We start from the raw sequence: 17,252 nt of genomic DNA, 5'->3' as shown, positions 1-17,252 counted from the left end.
AGGATGCCAGTCGTGGCCGACGCTGGTGCTCCCCCTCCCCCGTCGGCCGAGCACCCGCTCCGCGTGGCCGTGGTCGGTGCCGGTCCGGCCGGGATCTTCACCGCCGACGCGCTCACCCGGCAGAGCGCCGTCCCGGTCGCGGTCGACCTGATCGACCGGCTGCCCACGCCGTTCGGGCTGGTCCGGCACGGCATCGCCCCCGACCACCCGAAGATGCGCGCCATCCGCGACACGCTGCACCGCAGTCTCGACCACCCGCTGGTGCGCTTCGTCGGCAACGTCGAGGTCGGCAAGGACATCACGCTCGACGAGCTGCGACGGCACGTCGACGCCGTCGTCTACACCTACGGTGCCGCGCTCGACCGGCACCTCGGCATCGAGGGCGAGGACCTCCCCGGCAGCCTCGCCGCGACCGACGTCGTCTCCTGGTACTGCGGTCATCCCGACGCCGACCGCGCCGGCGTGGAGGCCGCCCTGGCCGGGATCCGGTCGGTGGTCGTGATCGGGGTCGGCAACGTCGCGCTCGACGTGGCCCGGGTGCTGGCCCGCGCACCGGAGGAGCTCGAGCCCACCGACATGCCGCAGCACGTGCTCGACGCCCTCGCCGCGACGTCGGTCGAGGAGGTCACCGTGCTGGGCCGCCGCGGCCCGGCCCAGGCGACCTTCACCACCCAGGAACTCCGCGAGCTCGGGGAGCTGGCGCGGGCCACCGTGCTGGTCGACCCCGCCGAGCTCGTCCTGGACGCCGACGCCGAGGAGCGGGCCGCGGCCGACCGCGGCGTCGCCCGCAACCTCGCGGTGCTGCGGGAGTGGTCCCGGCACCAGCCCGAACCGGGGCACGCCCGGCTGCGGCTGCGCTTCTACCGGCGCCCCGTACGGCTGCTGGGCGAGGACCGGGTCACCGGCGTGGAGGTCGAGCGGACCGCAGTCGACGGCGACGGGCGCGCGATGGGCACCGGGAAGCTCGAGATCGTCCCGGCCGACCTCGTCGTGCGGTCGGTGGGCTACCTCGGCACCCCGCTGCCCGGCCTGCCGGTCGACCAGCGGTCGGGAACCGTGCCCAACGACGCCGGCCGCGTGCTGCGGGGCGGGCGCCCCTCCCCCGGCGAGTACGTGGCCGGCTGGATCAAGCGCGGGCCGTCGGGGGTCGTCGGGCACAACAAGCACGACGCCCGGGAGACCGTCGCGGGCCTCCTCGCCGACGCCGCGGACGGGACGCTGCGCGTGCGGGGACCGGTCGACGACCTCGTCCGCACGCTGCAGGACCGGGGTGCCGAGCCGGTGCTGCTGGAGGACTGGCGGGCGATCGACGCCGCCGAGCAGGCCCTCGGCGCGAGCAGGGGCCGGGCGCGCACCACGCTGCACGAGCGCGAGGCACTGCTGGCAGCGGTGCGGGCGGCGGTCGGCCGCTAGCCCACCGCCGCGATGAGCGCCGCCGCCTCGGCGACCGACGAGGCGGCGGCGAAGCGGATCTTCGTCTCGGTGTCGGGCTCCAGGAGGAACGGCCGGCCGTCCGCGTCGAGCGCGGCGCCACCGGCCGCCAGCAGCACCGCCAGCCCACCGGCGACGTCGTGCACGTGCGTGCCGCTGCGGTCCAGGTCGTGCCAGGCGGCGGCCGCGCCGTCGGCGACCAGGCACAGATCGACGGCGGTGCAGCCGGTCACCCGGACCCGCCGCGCGGTCGACGGCACGGAGACCGTCCGCCCCGACGGCCCGCTGGGGACGACGACGGTGCTGCCCGGCCGCGGCTCGATCGGCACACCGTCGCGTTCGGCCCCGATGCCGTGGAGCCCCGTCCACCGTCGCCCGGAGGCGAGGTCGGTCACCAGGCCGGCGATCGGCACGCCGTTGCGCACCAGCGCCGCCGAGAACGCCCACGGCGGCAGGCCCGCGGAGAAGTTCCCCGTCCCGTCGAGCGGGTCCAGCACGATCCACGGTTCGCCGTCGGCCACGGCGCTGTCGCGGCGCTCCTCGGAGAGCACGGTGACGCCGAGCCCGCCCAGCACCTCCACGGCCGCGGCGTGCGCGGCCTCGTCGGCGGCCAGCGACGGGCTGCCGTCGTCCTTGGTCCGCTCCTCGCCGCTGTCCCGGGCGAGCCCGACGGCGATCTCCACCCGGCTGGCCGCGAGCGCGGCCAGGTGCCTGAACCGGTCGGCCAGCGAGCAGCCCTCCCCCGGTCCCGTGACCGCCCGCCGGCGGTCGGTGCTGCCGTGCCGGACCTGCTCGCAGCCCCAGCCGGCGGCCAGCGCCCGCACCGCGGGGTGCTCGAGGGGCACCGCGGCCCGACGGAGCACCACGGCCTCTGCGAACCCGTCGGGGTGCCACTGCCGCCGGACCAGCGCCGCCTGCCCACCGCCGACCAGCACCCGCAGCCGGGGGTCGTGCACCGCCGGCGCGAGGGCGCCGGGGGGCATGCCGAGGGCGAGGGCCGCCGTCCGCACGTCCGCTCCGCTCACGGCCACCCGGAGGTCCGTGTCCGGGTCCGGCCGACGGCGCAGGAACCAGCGCTCAGCCACTGTTGCGCAGAGCGGTCGCGATGCCGTTGATGGTCAGCTGGATGTTGCGGCTGGTCAGCTCGTCGTCCTCACCGCTCCGACGACGGCGCAGCATCTCGACCTGCAGGTGGTGCAGCGGCTCCAGGTAGGGGAACCGGTTGCGGATCGACCGCGCGAGCGAGGGGTTGTCGGCCAGCAGACGGTCGTCCCCGGTGACCGCCAGCGTCATCCGGCAGGTCCGCTCGTGCTCGGCGGTGATCCGGTCGAAGACGCGGGCCCGCAGCTCCTCGTCGGGCACCAGCTCGGCGTACCGGGCGGCCAGACCCAGATCGGTCTTGGCCAGCACCATGCCCATGTTCGACAGGACCGTGCGGAAGAACGGCCAGCGCCGGTGCAGGTCGCGCAGCCGCTCCAGCCGCTGCTCGGAGTCCCCGACCCACTCCTCCAGCGCGGACCCGGTGCCGTACCAGCCGGGCAGCATGATGCGCGTCTGCGACCAGCTGAACACCCACGGGATGGCTCGCAGGTCGGCGATGGAGTCCCCGGCCTTGCGCGACGGGGGCCGGCTGCCGATGTTCAGCTCGCCCAGCTCGCGGATGGGGGTGGCGGCCCGGAACCACTCCACGAAGCCGGGCGTCTCGTGCACCAGCTCCCCGTAGGCCTGCTGGGCACGGGCGGCGAGCTCGTCGAGGAGCGCGTAGGCCTCGTCGGCGTCGTCGCCGAGGCCCTCGACGTCGAGCAGGGTCGACTCCAGCGTCGCGGCGACCAGCGCCTCGAGGTTGCGCCGGGCGAGGTCGGGGTCGGCGTACTTGGCCGCGATGACCTCGCCCTGCTCGGTGATCCGCAGGGCACCGGCCACCGCGCCCGGCGGCTGCGCCCGGATCGCCTCGTAGCTGGGACCGCCGCCGCGGCCCACGGTGCCGCCCCGGCCGTGGAACAGCCGCAGCCGCACGCCCTCGCGGCGGGCCAGCTCGACCAGCTCCAGCTCCGCCCGGTACAGCGCCCAGTTGGCGGCGAGGTAACCGCCGTCCTTGTTGCTGTCGGAGTAGCCGAGCATGACCTCCTGCACGTCGCCGCGGTTGGCCAGCAGCGCCCGGTAGAGCGGCTGGTCGAGCACGGCGCCGAGCGTGGTGGCGGCCGCCTGCAGGTCGCCGATCGTCTCGAACAACGGCGAGATGCCGATCGGGCAGGTGGGGCCGTCCGCGCCGGCCGGGTCGAGCAGCCCGACCTCCTTGAGCAGGACGGCGACCTCCAGGACGTCGCTGACCGACTCGCACATGCTGATCACGTAGTTCGGGATCGTGCGGGGTCCCAGCAGGGCGACCCGCTCGGCGGCGGCCACCAGGACGTCGAGCTCCTTGCGGGTCCCCTCCGACAGCGCGGCGTCGGGGCGGACCAGCGGACGGCGGAGGGTCAGCTCCCCGGCCAGCAACTCGACCCGGGCCGCCTCGTCCAGCGCCGCGTAGTCCTCGCACACCCCGGCCCAGGTCAGCAGCTCCCCCACGACCTGCTCGTGCACCGACGAGTTCTGCCGGAGATCCAGGCCGCACAGGTGGAAGCCGAATACCTCCACGGCCTCGCGCAGCCGCAGCAGGCGGTCATCGGCGAGCGACCCGGCGCCGTGGCTGCGCAGCGAGGCATCGACCACGTCGAGGTCGGCGCGCAGCTGGTCGGGGCTGTCGTAGGCGGGGAGGGACGGACCCGTCTCCGTCTCCCCCGGGACGGTGCCGAGGACCAGCCGGGCCGTGGCCGACAGCCGGCCGGAGATCCCGGTGAGCGCCCGGCGGTAGGGCTCGTCGGCGCGGAACGGCGAGTCGTCGCGGGAGGCGTCGGCCAGTGAGTACAGCTGGGGCGTCGGGGTGACCAGCCGGTCGGACATCGACAGCTCGCTGCGGAGCTCGGTCAGCTCCGCGAGGTGGTGGGTCAGCGCGGTCTCCGCCTGCCGCGTGGTGGCCCGGCGCAGCGCCTCGGCGGTGACGAAGGGGTTTCCGTCGCGGTCACCGCCGATCCAGGAACCGGGCAGCAGCATCGGCCGGCGCAGCAGCCCGGCACCGGGCCACCGCTCCTCCACGGCGCGCCGCAGCTCGGCGTTGAGAGCCGGCACGACCTCGAACAGCGACAGCTCGTAGTACCGCAGCGCCTCGTCGATCTCGTCCTGCAGGCGCAGCCGCGACAGCCGCAGCAACGCGGTCTGCCAGAGCGTGAGGACCGAGCGCCACAGCTGCGCCGACCACACGTCGTCGACGTCGTTCCCGGCTCGGTCCCGCTGCCGGATGAGCCGGGTGATCTGGCGCTGCACCTGGAAGACCGTCCTGCGGCGGGTCTCGGTGGGGTGCGCGGTGACGACCGGGCAGACGAGGGCTCCCGAGAGCTCGCGGGCCACCTCGTCGGCGGACAGGTCCGCCTCGTCCAGCAGGGCGAACGTCGCGGCCAGGCTGCCCAGCTGCGGCGCGGAGCCGGCGCGGCGGTGGTGCCGGCGGCGCCGCTCGTGGTGGATGTCCTCGGCCAGGTTGGCCAGGACGGAGAAGTGGCTGAACGCCCGGATCACGTGGTTGGCGGCCCGGACGTCCAGCCCGCCCAGGCGTCGGGCCAGGTCCACCCGGTCGATCTCGGAGCGGCGGACGCGGAAGGCCTCCACGCGCGTGGACTCGACCAGCTCGAGCACGTCGGGCCCGGCCTGCTCGCCGATCACCTCGCCGAGGACGCGCCCCAGCAGGCGGATGTCCTCGCGCAGGGGCAGCTCGTCGGCGCGGTCGTCCGACGAATCCTCCCCGTTGTGGGAACGGAGGTCGGCGACGTCGACTGTGGCTTCGGACACACAAGGAGTATCCGGGTGGGCGGTTACGAACTCGTGTCGGGCTGTGCGCGGTGGAACGGCCGCCCTCCAGGGACCCGCGCCGAGCGGGCGAGGCGGGAGGGTGGTCCTCCTACTCCCGCTCGAGCTCCTGGAGGCACTGGGCGGCGAGGGAGTCGCCGGCTGCCGCACCGAGGCGGAACTGCTCGACGGCGCCCTCGAGGTCGCCGCGGTCGGCCAGGAGCACCGCCAGGTTCTGGTGGCAGTAGCTGTCCCCCGCCGCGATCCCGCTGCGGTAGGCCTCCTCGGCCGCCTCCTCGTCGCCGAGTTCCTCGCGGTAGAGGTTGCCCAGCGGCAGCCAGGCCACCTGCTCACCGAGCTTCGCCCCGCGCTCCAGCACCGAGCGGGCCTCGACCGGGCGACCGGTCTCGCGCAGCAGGTGGGCGAGGTCGGCGCGGGCGGCCGGGAAGTGGTGCTGCCCGGCGCGCAGGTCCGCCTCCAGCGACGGGTCGAGGGTCGAGCACCAGCGCCAGCAGGCGACGACGGCCTTGGCCTCCTCGTCCCCGGCGGCGGCGAACTCCTCGGCGACCGCCATGGCCTGGTCCCGCTCGCCCTGCTCGCGGAGCAGGAAGGCCAGCTGGAGGCCGCCCTCGAGGTCACCCGCGGCCGCGGCGCCGCGGTAGGCGCGCATGGCGCCGGCCAGGTCACCCAGGTCCTCGAGCACCAGCCCGAGGTTGCGCCAGGCGTCGGCCTCGCCGCCGCGCAGCGCGACCTCGTAGGCGTCGACCGCCTCCTCCCACCGGTTCTGCGCGGCGAGGGAGTTGCCCAGGTTGAACGCCGCGACGGTGTCGCCGAGCTCGAAGGCGGAGCGGAAGCAGGTCTCGGCGTCCTCCTGCCGGCCGGCGTCGGCCAGGTCGCAGCCGAGGTCGATCAGTGCGTCGGCATCGTCGGAGGCAAGCAGCCGCCGCATCCGCGCATCGAGGTCCTCGGTCATGCCGACGATGATCGCGGCGCGGGGGCCGGTTCCGCGCCCCTGCACCGTCCCACCTCACCCCACGGGGTCGCCCGGGGGGCGGTCGGTCACCCGATCAGCTGTTCCGGGGCCCCGATCAGCTCCCGAAGGCCTCCCGCCAGGCCGGCAGGAGGGACGACTTCGTCCACTCCAGGTAGGGCTCCTGCTGGTCCCCGCCGATCTGCACGAGGGCCAGGTGCGTGAAGCCCGCCTCGGCGAACTCCCTGGCCCCCTCGATCACCGCGTCGACGTCGTCGCCGCACGGGATGGAGCCGGCCACGTCCTCCTCGCGCACGAACTGGCCGGCGGCGTCGAAGGCGATCGGGCCGGGCAGCTCGGCGTTGACCTTCCAGCCGAACCCGAACCAGCGGAACAGCGAGTGCGCCCGGGTGACGGCGGCGGCCTTGTCGGTGCCGAAGCTGATGGGCATCTGCGCGATCCGCGGCTTCCCCGCGCCGCCGGCCGCGTCGAACTCCTCGACGAGCTCCGGCTTGGGCTCGGTGGCGATCAGGGCGTCGGCGAGCTCACCGGCGATCCTCGACGCCTGCTTGCCGCCCGAGGCCACACCGATCGGCACGCGCTTCTCCGGCAGGTCCCACAGCTTCGCCGACTCGACGTCGAAGTGCTGGCCGCGGAAGTTGGTGTAGCCCTCGCCGTCGAAGAGCTCCCGGATGATCTGGATGGCCTCCATGAACATCTCCTGGCGGACGTCGGCCGGCGGCCATCCCTGCCCGACGACGTGCTCGTTGAGGTTCTCGCCCGAGCCCAGGCCCAGGGTGAAGCGCCCCTCCGCCAGGATCTGCAGCGTCGCCGCCTGCTGGGCGACGACCGCCGGGTGGTAGCGGAAGGTCGGGCAGGTCACGTAGGTCATCAGCGGGATCCGGCTGGTCGCCTGGGCGGCCGCCCCGAGGGTGACCCAGGCGTTGGGCGAGTGCCCCATCTCGGCCAGCCACGGGAAGTAGTGGTCGCTGCTCACGGCGAAGTCGAACCCGACCTCCTCGGCCCCCACCACGTGGCGGACGAGGTCCCTCGGCCCGGCCTGCTCGGTCATCATCGTGTAGCCCAGCTGCATCGCCATGCGGCGCGGCTACCCGGGGCCGGACCGATCACACCCGTTCGGCGCGCAGGGCCTCCCGCATCTTCACCTTGCCGCTGGTGCGCAGCAGGGCCGCGGCGTACACCCGGCCGCCGAGGCGGACGACCAGCACGATCGCGGCGATCATCAGCGCGGCCGACAGGACGAGCTCCCAGGCCGCGACGCTGCCGGCGGCCTGCCGCACCGGCATCACCATCGGCGACAGCCCGGGCACGTAGGAGGTGATGACCGCCAGCGTCCCCTCGGGCTCGGAGGCGGCCTGGATGCCGACGACGAAGGCGACCACCAGCACCATGATCGTGGGCATCACCACGGTGTTGAGGTCCTCCTGGCGGCTGACCAGCGAGGCGGTCACGGCGAAGATCGCCGCGTAGAACGCGTAGGCCAGCACGAACCACGCGACGACCGCGACGGCGGTGCCGACCAGCTCACCGGGGATGTCGACGATGTCGAGGGCCAGCGCCCCGGCCACGCCGATGACGACGATGAGCACGATCTGCGCCAGGCCGAGCAGCCCGAGCCCGATGATCTTGCCGGCCAACAGCTGCCACGGGCGCATGGTCGCCAGCAGCAGCTCGACCACGCGGCTCGACTTCTCCTCCACGACGCCCTGCGCGACGAACTGGCCGAAGAGGATGAGCAGGCCGTAGAGCAGCGAGACGCCGATGATCGCCATGCCGACCCGCTGCCCGTCCTGGTCGGCGTCGGGGTCCAGCGCGGTGACCCCGACCTGCGGGAGCTCGAGGTCGCTGACGCCCGCGGCCGCGAGCTGGTCGGCCAGCGCCAGCTGCGCCACCGCGCCCTGCACGACCGACTGCAGGGCACCGTCGGCCGACTGCTCGACCAGCAGCTCGGGCTCGCCTGCGCCCTCGGCGACCAGGACGCCGTCGACCTCGTCCTCCTCGATCGCGGTCCGCGCCGCGTCCTCGTCATCGACGGCCACCACGGTGACGTCGACGTCGAGCGCCTCACCCTGCGCCTCGAGGGCCTCGCCGAGGGCGGCGCTCCCGCCGACCAGGCCGATGCGGGTGGAGTCGCCGCCGGAGCCGAGCGCGACCTGCATGCCCATCGCGCCGAGCAGCACGACCAGGATCACGACCGAGCTGATGATGAAGTTCTTGTCCCGGAGACGGGCGGAGATCTCACGTGCGGCGACGAGCCGCACGAGTCCCGCGCTGCCGGGGGTCCGCGACGCGCTCACGCCGCCACCTCCTGGAGGGCCGGAGCGGCGACGGCGCCGCGGAAGAGCTCGACGAGGGTGGGCTGCTGCCAGGCGAAGTGGGTGACCCGCCCGGTACCCAGCGCGGCGGCGAGGACGGTTTGGTCGTCGGTGTCGCCGGCCAGTTCGAGCACCGTGTCACCGGCCTGCTCCGACACCACCCGGACCCCTGGGATGCCGGCTGCCCACTGGGGCCCGGCGTCGGGGACCACCACGCGCAGCAGCCGGCCGGCCTCGCGCCGGCGCAGCTCGTCGACGGTGCCGGTGGCGACCATGCGACCGCGGGCGAGGATGCCGACGGAGTCGCACAACCGCTCGACCAGGTCCAGCTGGTGGCTGGAGAAGACCACCGGGACCCCCGCCCGGCTCTGGTCCAGGAGGGCCTCGGCCAGCGAGTCGACGCCGATCGGGTCCAGGCCGGAGAACGGCTCGTCGAGGATGAGCACCTCGGGCCCGCTGACCAGGGCCGCGGCCAGCTGGACCCGCTGCTGGTTGCCCAGCGACAGCTTCTCGACGGCGTCGTTCCGGCGCTCACCGAGGCCGAGGCGCTCGACCCACTCGGCCGAGGCGCGGGAGGCCGCGGCGGCGTCCATCCCGTGCAGCCGGCCGAAGTAGGCGATCTGCTCGCCGACCTTCATCTTCGGGTAGAGCCCGCGCTCCTCCGGCATGTAACCGATGCGCCGCCGGGCCTCCTGGTCGAGGGCACGGCCCTGCCAGCGGACGTCCCCGGCCTCGGCGCGGACCAGCCCCATGGCGATGCGCATCGTCGTCGTCTTACCGGCGCCGTTGGACCCGCAGAACCCGAACATCGAACCCGGCCGGACGGCGAAGCTCACGCCGTCGAGCACCTGGTTCGCGCCGAAGCTCTTGCGCAGCGCGTCGAACTCGAGCACCTGTCCTCCTGCCGTCGTCCCGGTACGGGTCGAACCGTAGCGGGGCTCACGAGTTCTCCGGTACCACCCGGCACCCGGGCGTGCCGTATCCGCCCACCTCGCGGATCCGGGCCGGGTGCGGTGTCATCGGCGCATGAGCGAGGGCAACGGCGCGGCCCGGCCGCCCACCGGTGTCGGGCTGGAGGGACTGCGCGCCGCCGCCGCCGGGTGCCGGGCGTGCGAGCTGTGGCAGGACACCACCCAGACCGTCTTCGGCGACGGCCCGGACACGGCCCGGGTCGTGTTCGTCGGCGAGCAGCCCGGCGACCAGGAGGACCGCAGGGGCGAGCCGTTCGTCGGTCCGGCCGGGCGGCTGCTGGACAAGGCGCTCGCCGAGGCCGGCATCGAGCGACGGGACAGCTACATCACCAACTCGGTGAAGCACTTCTCGCACACCGTGAAGGGCAAGCGCCGCATCCACCAGACACCGCGGCCCGAGCACCTGCGGGCGTGCCGCCCGTGGCTGGACGCGGAGCTGGCCCTCCTGCAGCCGGAGGTCGTGGTCGCCCTCGGCGCGACGGCGGCGAAGTCGCTGATCTCGCCGTCGTTCCGGATCACCGCCGACCACGGCCGGCTGATGCCGTGGACCCCGCCGGGCGCACCGGCGCCCACGGAGGACGACGACGAGGACGCCGCGCACCAGACGTGGATCCTCGCCACCACGCACCCGTCGGCGATCCTGCGCACCCCCGACGAGGCGCGCGAGACCGCCTACGCCGCCCTGGTCGCCGATCTTCGGGTGGTCGCGCACGCCCTCGCCTGACGACGGACCACCCTTCCCCCACGCCTCGCACGCTCGGCGCGGGCCCCTGAAGGGTGGCCGCCCTGTCAGGCGGCGGTACGGGAGGCGCGGAACAGCCAGAACGAGGGCACCAGCAGCGCCACGGCCGCCATCGCCAGCACCACCACGATCCCGCCGGACACCATCGCCACGGTCACCGACGCCGCGCTGGCCAGCGCTCCGGCCCGCAGGTCCCCCAGCCGCGGTCCGCCGGCCACGACGACGATGAACACGCCCTGCATCCGGCCGCGCATCTCGTCGGGCGCGGCCAGCTGGAGCATCGACGTCCGCAGCACGGCGCTGACCATGTCGCCGGCTCCCGCGATCGCGAGGAAGAGGACGGCCAGCCAGAGCGAGGGCGCCAGCCCGAAACCGATGGTCGCGACCCCCCACACGGAGATCGCGCCGAGCACGGCGGCGCCCTGCCGGTCGATGCGCGACACCCAGCCCGACGTCAGGCCCATGACCAGGGCGCCGGCCGACACCCCGGCGAAGAGCCAGCCGAGCGCGTTGGGCGAGCCGGCGAAGCGGGTGTCCTGCAGTTCGGGGAAGACCGCGTTGGGCCAGGCGAAGAGCATCGCGATGATGTCGACGACGAAGGTCATCAGCAGCACCGGCTGCGTGCGCAGGAAGACGAAGCCCTCGCCCACGCCGCGGACCGCCGCCCCCAGCCGCAGCTTGACGACGCGGCCGCCGGGCGGGAGCGGGGGCAGCCCGCGCAGCAGCAGCGCGGCGGCGAGGAAGCCGAGGGCGTCGATCACGTAGGCGAGGAACAGCTCGCCCTGGTTGATCAGGACGCCGGCGAGCAGCGGACCGGCGATCACGCCCGCCTGCCGCACCGTCATCGCCAGCGCGTTCGCCGCCGCCACCAGCTCGATCCCCACGACCGCCGGGATGGCGGCGCTGCGCGCGGGCTGGTTGACCGCGGCGAAACCGGACACGAAGGCGGTCAGCACCCACAGCAGCGCGAGGTTGCCGCCCCCGGGCAGGAGCGCCTGGACCGCGAGCAGGGCGCTGGTGACCGCGGCCCCGGTCGAGGTGACCAGCATCAGCCGGCGGCGGTCCATGACATCGGCGATCGCACCGCCGAGCAGGCCGAACACGACCAGCGGCGCCAGCGCGACGACCGAGGTGATCCCGACGAACAGCGAGCGCCCGGTCAGCTCGTAGACCTGGAAGGGAACGGCGACCAGCGTCATCTGCTGGCCGATCATCGTGGCGGCCACGCCACCGAACAGCCGGCGGTAGGCGGGGATCCGCAGCGGTGCGGTGTCCAGGGCCAGCCCGCGGCGCTTGCGCGCCGGTCCGGGCACCGGCTCCTCGATCCCCCGCCCGGCCTGCTCGGCGTCGACCGGCCCGCGTCCGGCGTCCGTCGGGTCGATCCCACTCGCGGTGTCTTCGGTTCGCTCGCGCGGCTCGCTCACGGAGCGAGCCGCTGGACGATCCAGCCGCCGCCCTCCGCGTCATCCCGGAGGAACCGCAGCCGGTCGTGCAGCCGGTCCCCGCCGCCCTGCCAGAACTCCACCCGCTCGGGCACCACGCGGTATCCGCCCCAGCTCGCCGGTCGCGGCAGCCGGCCCTCCGGCGTCTGCTCGTCCAGCAGCCGCACCCGCGCGGCCAGCTCGTCCCGGGAGTCCACGACCGTCGACTGCACCGACGCCGCCGCGGCCAGCTGGGCTCCGCGCGGCCGGGGGTCCCAGAGGCCGTCGGAGGCGGTGTCGCCGATCCGCTCGACCCGGCCGGCCACCCGCACCTGCCGCTGCATCGGGTGCCACGGGAAGACCAGTGCCGCCCGGGGGTTCACCGCCAGCTGGGCGCCCTTGGCCGAGGCGTAGCTCGTGCCGAAGATGAACCCGTCGGCGTCGTACCCCTTCATCAGCACGATGCGGGCGTCGGGCGCCCCGTCGGCGTCCGCGGTCGCCACGACGACGGCGTTCGGCTCGGGGATCTCCGCGGCCACGGCGTCGCCGAACCAGCGGTCGAACTGCTCCAGCCAGGTGGGCGCGAGGTCCTCCTCCGCGAAGCGGCCGGCGTCGTAGTCGCGGCGCATCCGGGCGAGGTCTGGCAGGTCAGGCACATCCCCATGCTGACACCGCGGCGCGGCCCCCCGTGTGCCGGGCACCGGAGGACGGCCTAGGGTCGGCAGGCAATCGTGCGGCTCTCCAGCGCGCACGTGGTCCCGCGCGCAGAGGAGCATGCGACATGGCCGACGACTTCGTACCCGGCCTGGAAGGCATCATCGCCTTCGAGACCGAGATCGCCGAACCCGACAAGGACGGCGGCTCGCTCCGCTATCGCGGGGTCGACATCGAGGACCTGGTCGGCAAGGTCACCTTCGGCAACGTCTGGGCACTGCTGGTCGACGGCAAGTTCGGCCCGGGCCTCCCGCCGGCGGAGCCCTTCCCGATCCCGGTGCACAGCGGTGACGTGCGCGTCGACGTGCAGGCCGCGCTGGCGATGCTCGCACCGTTCTGGGGCTACCGCCCGCTGCTGGACATCTCCACCGAGGAGGCCCGCGACCAGCTGGCCCGCGCGGCAATCATGGCGCTGTCCTACGTCGCGCAGTCCGCCCGCGGCATCGGCACCCCGGCCGTCCCGCAGTCCCGCATCGACGAGGCCTCGACCATCGTCGAGCGCTTCATGATCCGCTGGCGCGGCGAGCCCGACCCCCGCCACGTCGCCGCCGTCGACGCCTACTGGACATCGGCCGCCGAGCACGGCATGAACGCCTCGACGTTCACCGCCCGCGTCATCGCCTCTACCGGCGCCGACGTCGCCGCGGCCATGTCCGGCGCGATCGGCGCCATGTCCGGCCCGCTGCACGGCGGCGCCCCTTCCCGCGTGCTGCACATGCTCGACGAGGTCGAGAAGACCGGCGACGCCGAGAAGTACGTGAAGGACCTGCTCGACCGCAAGGAGCGGTTGATGGGCTTCGGCCACCGCGTCTACCGCGCCGAGGACCCCCGCGCCCGCGTCCTCCGCCGCACCTCCCAGGAGCTCGGCGCCCCGCGTTTCGAGGCCGCCCTCGCTCTGGAGAACGCCGCCCTCAAGGAGCTGCGTGAGCGGCGTCCCGACCGGCCGGTCGAGACCAACGTCGAGTTCTGGGCCGCCATCGTCCTGGACTTCGCCGAGGTGCCCAGCCACATGTTCACCTCGATGTTCACCTGCGCCCGCACCGCCGGCTGGTGCGCGCACATCCTCGAGCAGAAGGAGACCGGTCGCCTGGTGCGCCCGTCGGCCCGCTACGTCGGCCCCGAGCCCCGCAAGCCCGAGGCCGTCGAGGGCTGGGACAGCATCAAGACCAAGGCCACGACGCAGCCCGCGTAGCCGCTCCGGCCGCGACGGCGACGGCCCGGGATCCGCACCGCGACCCGGGCCGTCGCCGTCCGCCGTCCCGCGCGACCCGTTCCTGGAAGGCATCACCCCCCGGATGAGCATCTCGATCCCCGCCGAGCTCCTGCCGGCCGACGGCCGGTTCGGGTGCGGCCCGTCCAAGGTGCGCCCGGAGGCGCTGCGGGCCCTGGCGGCCGACGGTGTCGCGCTCATGGGCACCTCGCACCGGCAGGCACCGGTGAAGAACCTGGTCCACCAGGTGCGCGAGGGGCTCACCCAGCTGTTCGACCTGCCCGAGGGCTACGAGGTCGTGCTGGGCAACGGCGGGTCGACGGCGTTCTGGGACGCCGCGCTCCTCGGGCTCATCCGTGACCGCGCCGCCTTCGGCACCTACGGGGAGTTCTCCGCCAAGTTCGCCGCCGCCGCCCAGGAGGCCCCGTTCCTCGGTGACCCGGTGATCGTGCAGGCCGAGCCCGGTTCGCTGGCGCTGCCGACCGCCACCCCCGGGATCGACTCCTACGCCTGGGCGCACAACGAGACCTCGACCGGCGTCATGGCCCCCATCTCCCGCCCGGCCGGCACCGACGACGCCCTCGTGCTGATCGACGCCACCTCCGGTGCCGGCGGTCTCCCCGTCGACGTCTCGCAGACCGACGTCTACTACTTCGCGCCGCAGAAGTCCTTCGCCGCCGACGGCGGTCTGTGGGTGGCCCTGATGTCGGCCGACGCCCTGGCGCGGATCGCCGAGATCAAGGCGTCGGGCCGCTGGATCCCGGGCTTCCTGGACCTGTCGATCGCCGTCGACAACTCCACCAAGGAGCAGACCTACAACACCCCGGCCGTGGCGACGCTGTTCCTGCTGGCCGACCAGATCCAGTGGATGCTCGGTCTCGGCGGCCTCTCCGGCGCCGTGGGCCGCAGCCGCGACTCCTCCAGCCGGCTCTACGGCTGGGCGCAGGAGTCGGAGTACGCGGCACCGTTCGTCGCCGACCCCCACCACCGCAGCTACGTGGTGGGCACGATCGACTTCGCCGACTCGGTGGACGCCGCGGCACTCGCGACGACGCTGCGCGCCAACGGCATCGTCGACGTCGAGCCCTACCGCAAGCTCGGCCGCAACCAGCTGCGCGTGGGCATGTTCCCGGCCGTCGACCCCGACGACGTCAGCGCGCTGACGGCCTGCATCGACCACGTCGTCGAGCGACTCTGAACGCGGTGCGCGCCCAGGAACTCGGCACCGTGATGGTCGGCTGCGCTGGAGGTGGATGTGGGCCCCGATAACCCGTCGGGACCTGCCGGAGGCGACCTGTTCGCCGCCGGAGGCGAGGCGGGCCGGATCATGGCCGCCTTCGACTGGGCGAGCACGTCCGTCGGCCCGGTCGAGTCCTGGCCGGCGAGCCTCCGGTTCGCCGTCCGGACGGTGCTCGTGTCGCGCTTCCCCATGCTCCTGACCTGGGGTCCTGACCAGCTGCAGTTCTACAACGACGCCTTCGCACCGGTGATCGGCGCCAAGCACCCAGCCATCGGGCAGGACATCCGGCGCGTCCTCGCCGAGAGCTGGGGCACCGTGGGCCCGCCGATCGAACATGCCATGGCCACTCTGGAGGCCTCGTGGCTTCCGGAGCTGCCGGTGCTGCTGGAGCGCTCCGGCTACCGCGAGGAGACGTACTTCACGGTCTCCCACGCGCCCGCCTTCGACGACGACGGTCAGGTGGCCGGCATGCACGCCGTCTGCACCGAGGTGACCGGCCAGGTCCTCAGCGAGCGTCGGCAACGGCTGCTGCACGCCCTGTCGACGGTCGGCGGCCGACTCGGTGACGAACACGAGACGGTGTCGGCCATGTGCCGGACCCTGGAGGGCGCCCCCTTGGACGTGCCCTTCGCGGCCGTCTATCTGTCATCGCCCGGTGAGCACGCGTTCCGCCGCGTGGCGGCGGTGGGATGCGACCCCGATGCCTTCCCTCGATCCGTCGCGGACGGGGGCGATGAGCTCCTCGCGCGTGTGCGCCGGCTCGGTGTCATCGGCGGGCCCTACGGCGACCAGGTCACCGAGGCCGCCGCCCTGCCTCTGCACACCACCCGGGACGCCGACCCGATCGGGCTGCTCGTCCTGGGCAAGTCGCCGAACCGCGCGATGGACGCCGAGTACTCCACCTTCAACGAGCTCGTGGCCGGCCAGTTCGCCGGCGCGGTGGCCAACATCCGCGCGTTCGAGACCGAGCGGCTGCGGGCCGAGACGCTGGCCGAGCTGGACCGCGCGAAGACGACGTTCTTCTCCGACGTCAGCCACGAGCTCCGCACCCCGCTGACCCTGCTGCTCGGCCCTCTCGGCGACGTCCTGGACGACGACCAGCCGCTGCCCGAGGACGTCCGCGCGCAGTTGTCCCTCGCCATGCGCAACGGGCAGCGGCTGCAGCGACTGGTCAACGACCTGCTGGACTTCGCCAGCATCGAGGCCGGGCGCGCGACGCCGATCCGGGTGCGCGCCGACGTCGCCACCTTCACCGCGGAGCTGGCCGGGATCTTCCGCTCGGCCGCCGAGCGGGCCGGGCTGCGGCTCACCGTCGACTGCCCGCCCCTGCCGCGACCGGCCTTCGTCGATCCCCGGATGTGGGAGAAGATCGTCGTCAACCTGCTGGCCAACGCCGTGAAGTACACCTTCGTCGGCGGCATCGACGTCACCCTGCGCGCCGACGACGACGGGTTCACCCTCGCCGTCGCCGACACCGGGGTGGGCATCGTGGCCGAGGAGCTCCCCCGGCTGTTCCAGCGGTTCCAGCGGGTGACCGGTGCCGCGGCGCGCACCCGTGAGGGCTCGGGCATCGGCCTGGCCATGGTCCAGGAGCTCGCCGGGCTGCACGGCGGGACGGCCGCGGTGTCCAGCGAGCCGGGTCGGGGCAGCACCTTCGCCGTCACGCTGCCCTACGGCGCGCCGGACGCCGAGCCGACCACTCCCGAGGTCGGCCCGTCCGAGGCGGCCCGCGGGGAGGCGGCGAGCTGGGAGGCGGCGAGCCGGGAGGACGACATCCCCCGGCCCCGGGGCGAGGGCACCGGCCCCACCGGCGGCGCCTCGGTGCTCGTCGTCGACGACAACGCCGACATGCGCGCCTACCTGGCCCGGTTGCTGGGCCCCCTCTGGTCGGTGCGGACGACGGCCGACGGCGCGGAGGCCCTGGCCGCAGTGGCGGAGCGGCAGCCCGACCTCGTGCTGACCGACGTGATGATGCCGCGGATCGACGGCTTCGAGCTGCTCCGCGCCCTCCGCGCGGATCCGGCCACGCGGCACATCCCCGTCATCATGCTCACCGCGCGGGCCGGCCAGGAGGCCTCGGTCGAGGGCCTGGAAGCCGGCGCCGACGACTACCTCGCCAAGCCCTTCCGGGCCGCCGAGCTGCTGGCCCGGGTGCGGGTCGCCCTGGAGCGCGCCGCCGGCCGCACCCCCACCCCTCTCGAGCCCGCCGCACCCGGGCCAGCAGCTGTCTCGTATACACACCTGAAGCTGCCGACGAAGAGGCTAGTGTAGCTCTCTGTGTACGCAGTCTCTTAAAAAAAAACAAAAAAAACACAAGAAAACATCTAACTACAATATA

Annotated in this window: 13 protein-coding genes; 5 read left to right on the top strand and 8 right to left on the bottom strand. The window is 73.9% G+C overall.

Annotated features, from left to right (window positions below; all coding sequences use genetic code 11):
* Positions 1-12: 12 nt before the first annotated feature.
* A complete protein-coding gene (locus C5508_RS12740; RefSeq protein ID WP_198598056.1) occupies positions 13-1,413 on the top strand; it encodes a ferredoxin--NADP reductase domain-containing protein in 1,401 nt (466 codons plus the stop codon).
* Here C5508_RS12740 and C5508_RS12735 read toward each other — a convergent pair.
* The 6 genes from C5508_RS12735 to C5508_RS12710 form a co-directional block, all read right to left on the bottom strand.
* Positions 1,410-2,456: an inositol monophosphatase family protein gene (locus tag C5508_RS12735; RefSeq protein WP_232797107.1), complete on the bottom strand. Its 1,047-nt coding sequence runs from the start codon at positions 2,454-2,456 to the stop codon at positions 1,410-1,412. The genes C5508_RS12740 and C5508_RS12735 overlap by 4 nt on opposite strands.
* A 52-nt stretch (positions 2,457-2,508) precedes the next feature.
* Positions 2,509-5,313, bottom strand: a complete 2,805-nt coding sequence (gene ppc / locus C5508_RS12730; RefSeq protein WP_104525321.1) for a phosphoenolpyruvate carboxylase — start codon at positions 5,311-5,313, stop codon at positions 2,509-2,511.
* 109 nt (positions 5,314-5,422) lie between these two features.
* A complete protein-coding gene (locus tag C5508_RS12725) occupies positions 5,423-6,328 on the bottom strand; it encodes a tetratricopeptide repeat protein (protein WP_232797106.1) in 906 nt (301 codons plus the stop codon).
* Positions 6,329-6,398: 70 nt separating this feature from the next.
* A complete protein-coding gene (locus C5508_RS12720; RefSeq protein ID WP_104525320.1) occupies positions 6,399-7,379 on the bottom strand; it encodes a TIGR03557 family F420-dependent LLM class oxidoreductase in 981 nt (326 codons plus the stop codon).
* 28 nt (positions 7,380-7,407) lie between these two features.
* The gene (locus tag C5508_RS12715) at positions 7,408-8,598 is read right to left on the bottom strand and encodes an ABC transporter permease (protein WP_104525319.1); all 1,191 of its coding nucleotides are present in this window, start codon (positions 8,596-8,598) and stop codon (positions 7,408-7,410) included.
* Positions 8,595-9,509 (bottom strand): ABC transporter ATP-binding protein, encoded by a 915-nt coding sequence (locus tag C5508_RS12710; RefSeq protein WP_104525318.1) that lies wholly within the window; start codon positions 9,507-9,509, stop codon positions 8,595-8,597. Before C5508_RS12710 ends, C5508_RS12715 begins: the two co-directional genes overlap by 4 nt.
* A 133-nt stretch (positions 9,510-9,642) precedes the next feature.
* Between C5508_RS12710 and C5508_RS12705 the strand changes: the two genes are divergently transcribed.
* Positions 9,643-10,311, top strand: a complete 669-nt coding sequence (locus C5508_RS12705; protein WP_104525317.1) for a UdgX family uracil-DNA binding protein — start codon at positions 9,643-9,645, stop codon at positions 10,309-10,311.
* 65 nt (positions 10,312-10,376) lie between these two features.
* Here the strand turns inward: C5508_RS12705 and C5508_RS12700 are convergent, their stop codons facing one another.
* Together C5508_RS12700 and pdxH are read right to left on the bottom strand one after the other, a co-directional pair.
* Positions 10,377-11,753 carry an MFS transporter gene (locus C5508_RS12700; RefSeq protein ID WP_232797105.1) on the bottom strand — a complete coding sequence of 459 codons (1,377 nt, stop codon included), beginning with the start codon at positions 11,751-11,753 and terminating at the stop codon, positions 10,377-10,379.
* A complete protein-coding gene (pdxH, locus tag C5508_RS12695; RefSeq protein WP_232797104.1) occupies positions 11,750-12,406 on the bottom strand; it encodes a pyridoxamine 5'-phosphate oxidase in 657 nt (218 codons plus the stop codon). Before pdxH ends, C5508_RS12700 begins: the two co-directional genes overlap by 4 nt.
* A gap of 125 nt (positions 12,407-12,531) precedes the next feature.
* Here pdxH and C5508_RS12690 point away from each other — a divergent pair, with 125 nt between their 5' ends.
* The 3 genes from C5508_RS12690 (at position 12,532) to C5508_RS12680 (ending at position 17,185) form a co-directional block, all read left to right on the top strand.
* A complete protein-coding gene (locus tag C5508_RS12690) occupies positions 12,532-13,656 on the top strand; it encodes a citrate synthase 2 (RefSeq protein ID WP_104525316.1) in 1,125 nt (374 codons plus the stop codon).
* Between the two features lie 103 nt (positions 13,657-13,759).
* A complete protein-coding gene (gene serC / locus C5508_RS12685; RefSeq protein ID WP_104525315.1) occupies positions 13,760-14,872 on the top strand; it encodes a phosphoserine transaminase in 1,113 nt (370 codons plus the stop codon).
* 57 nt (positions 14,873-14,929) lie between these two features.
* Positions 14,930-17,185 (top strand): response regulator, encoded by a 2,256-nt coding sequence (locus C5508_RS12680; RefSeq protein WP_232797103.1) that lies wholly within the window; start codon positions 14,930-14,932, stop codon positions 17,183-17,185.
* Positions 17,186-17,252: the final 67 nt, after the last annotated feature.

The sequence above is a fragment of the Blastococcus atacamensis genome, assembly GCF_002938425.1.
Classification (GTDB): domain Bacteria; phylum Actinomycetota; class Actinomycetes; order Mycobacteriales; family Geodermatophilaceae; genus Blastococcus; species Blastococcus atacamensis.
This window is presented reverse-complemented; position numbering and strand designations above follow the sequence as displayed.

Excerpts from the sequence above, each read along its gene's own strand:
- C5508_RS12720 (WP_104525320.1), bottom strand. The coding sequence starts at position 7,379 with ATGGCGATGCAGCTGGGCTACACGATGATGACCGAGCAGGCCGGGCCG.
- C5508_RS12705 (WP_104525317.1), top strand. The coding sequence starts at position 9,643 with ATGAGCGAGGGCAACGGCGCGGCCCGGCCGCCCACCGGTGTCGGGCTG.
- C5508_RS12690 (WP_104525316.1), top strand. The coding sequence starts at position 12,532 with ATGGCCGACGACTTCGTACCCGGCCTGGAAGGCATCATCGCCTTCGAG.
- serC (WP_104525315.1), top strand. The coding sequence starts at position 13,760 with ATGAGCATCTCGATCCCCGCCGAGCTCCTGCCGGCCGACGGCCGGTTC.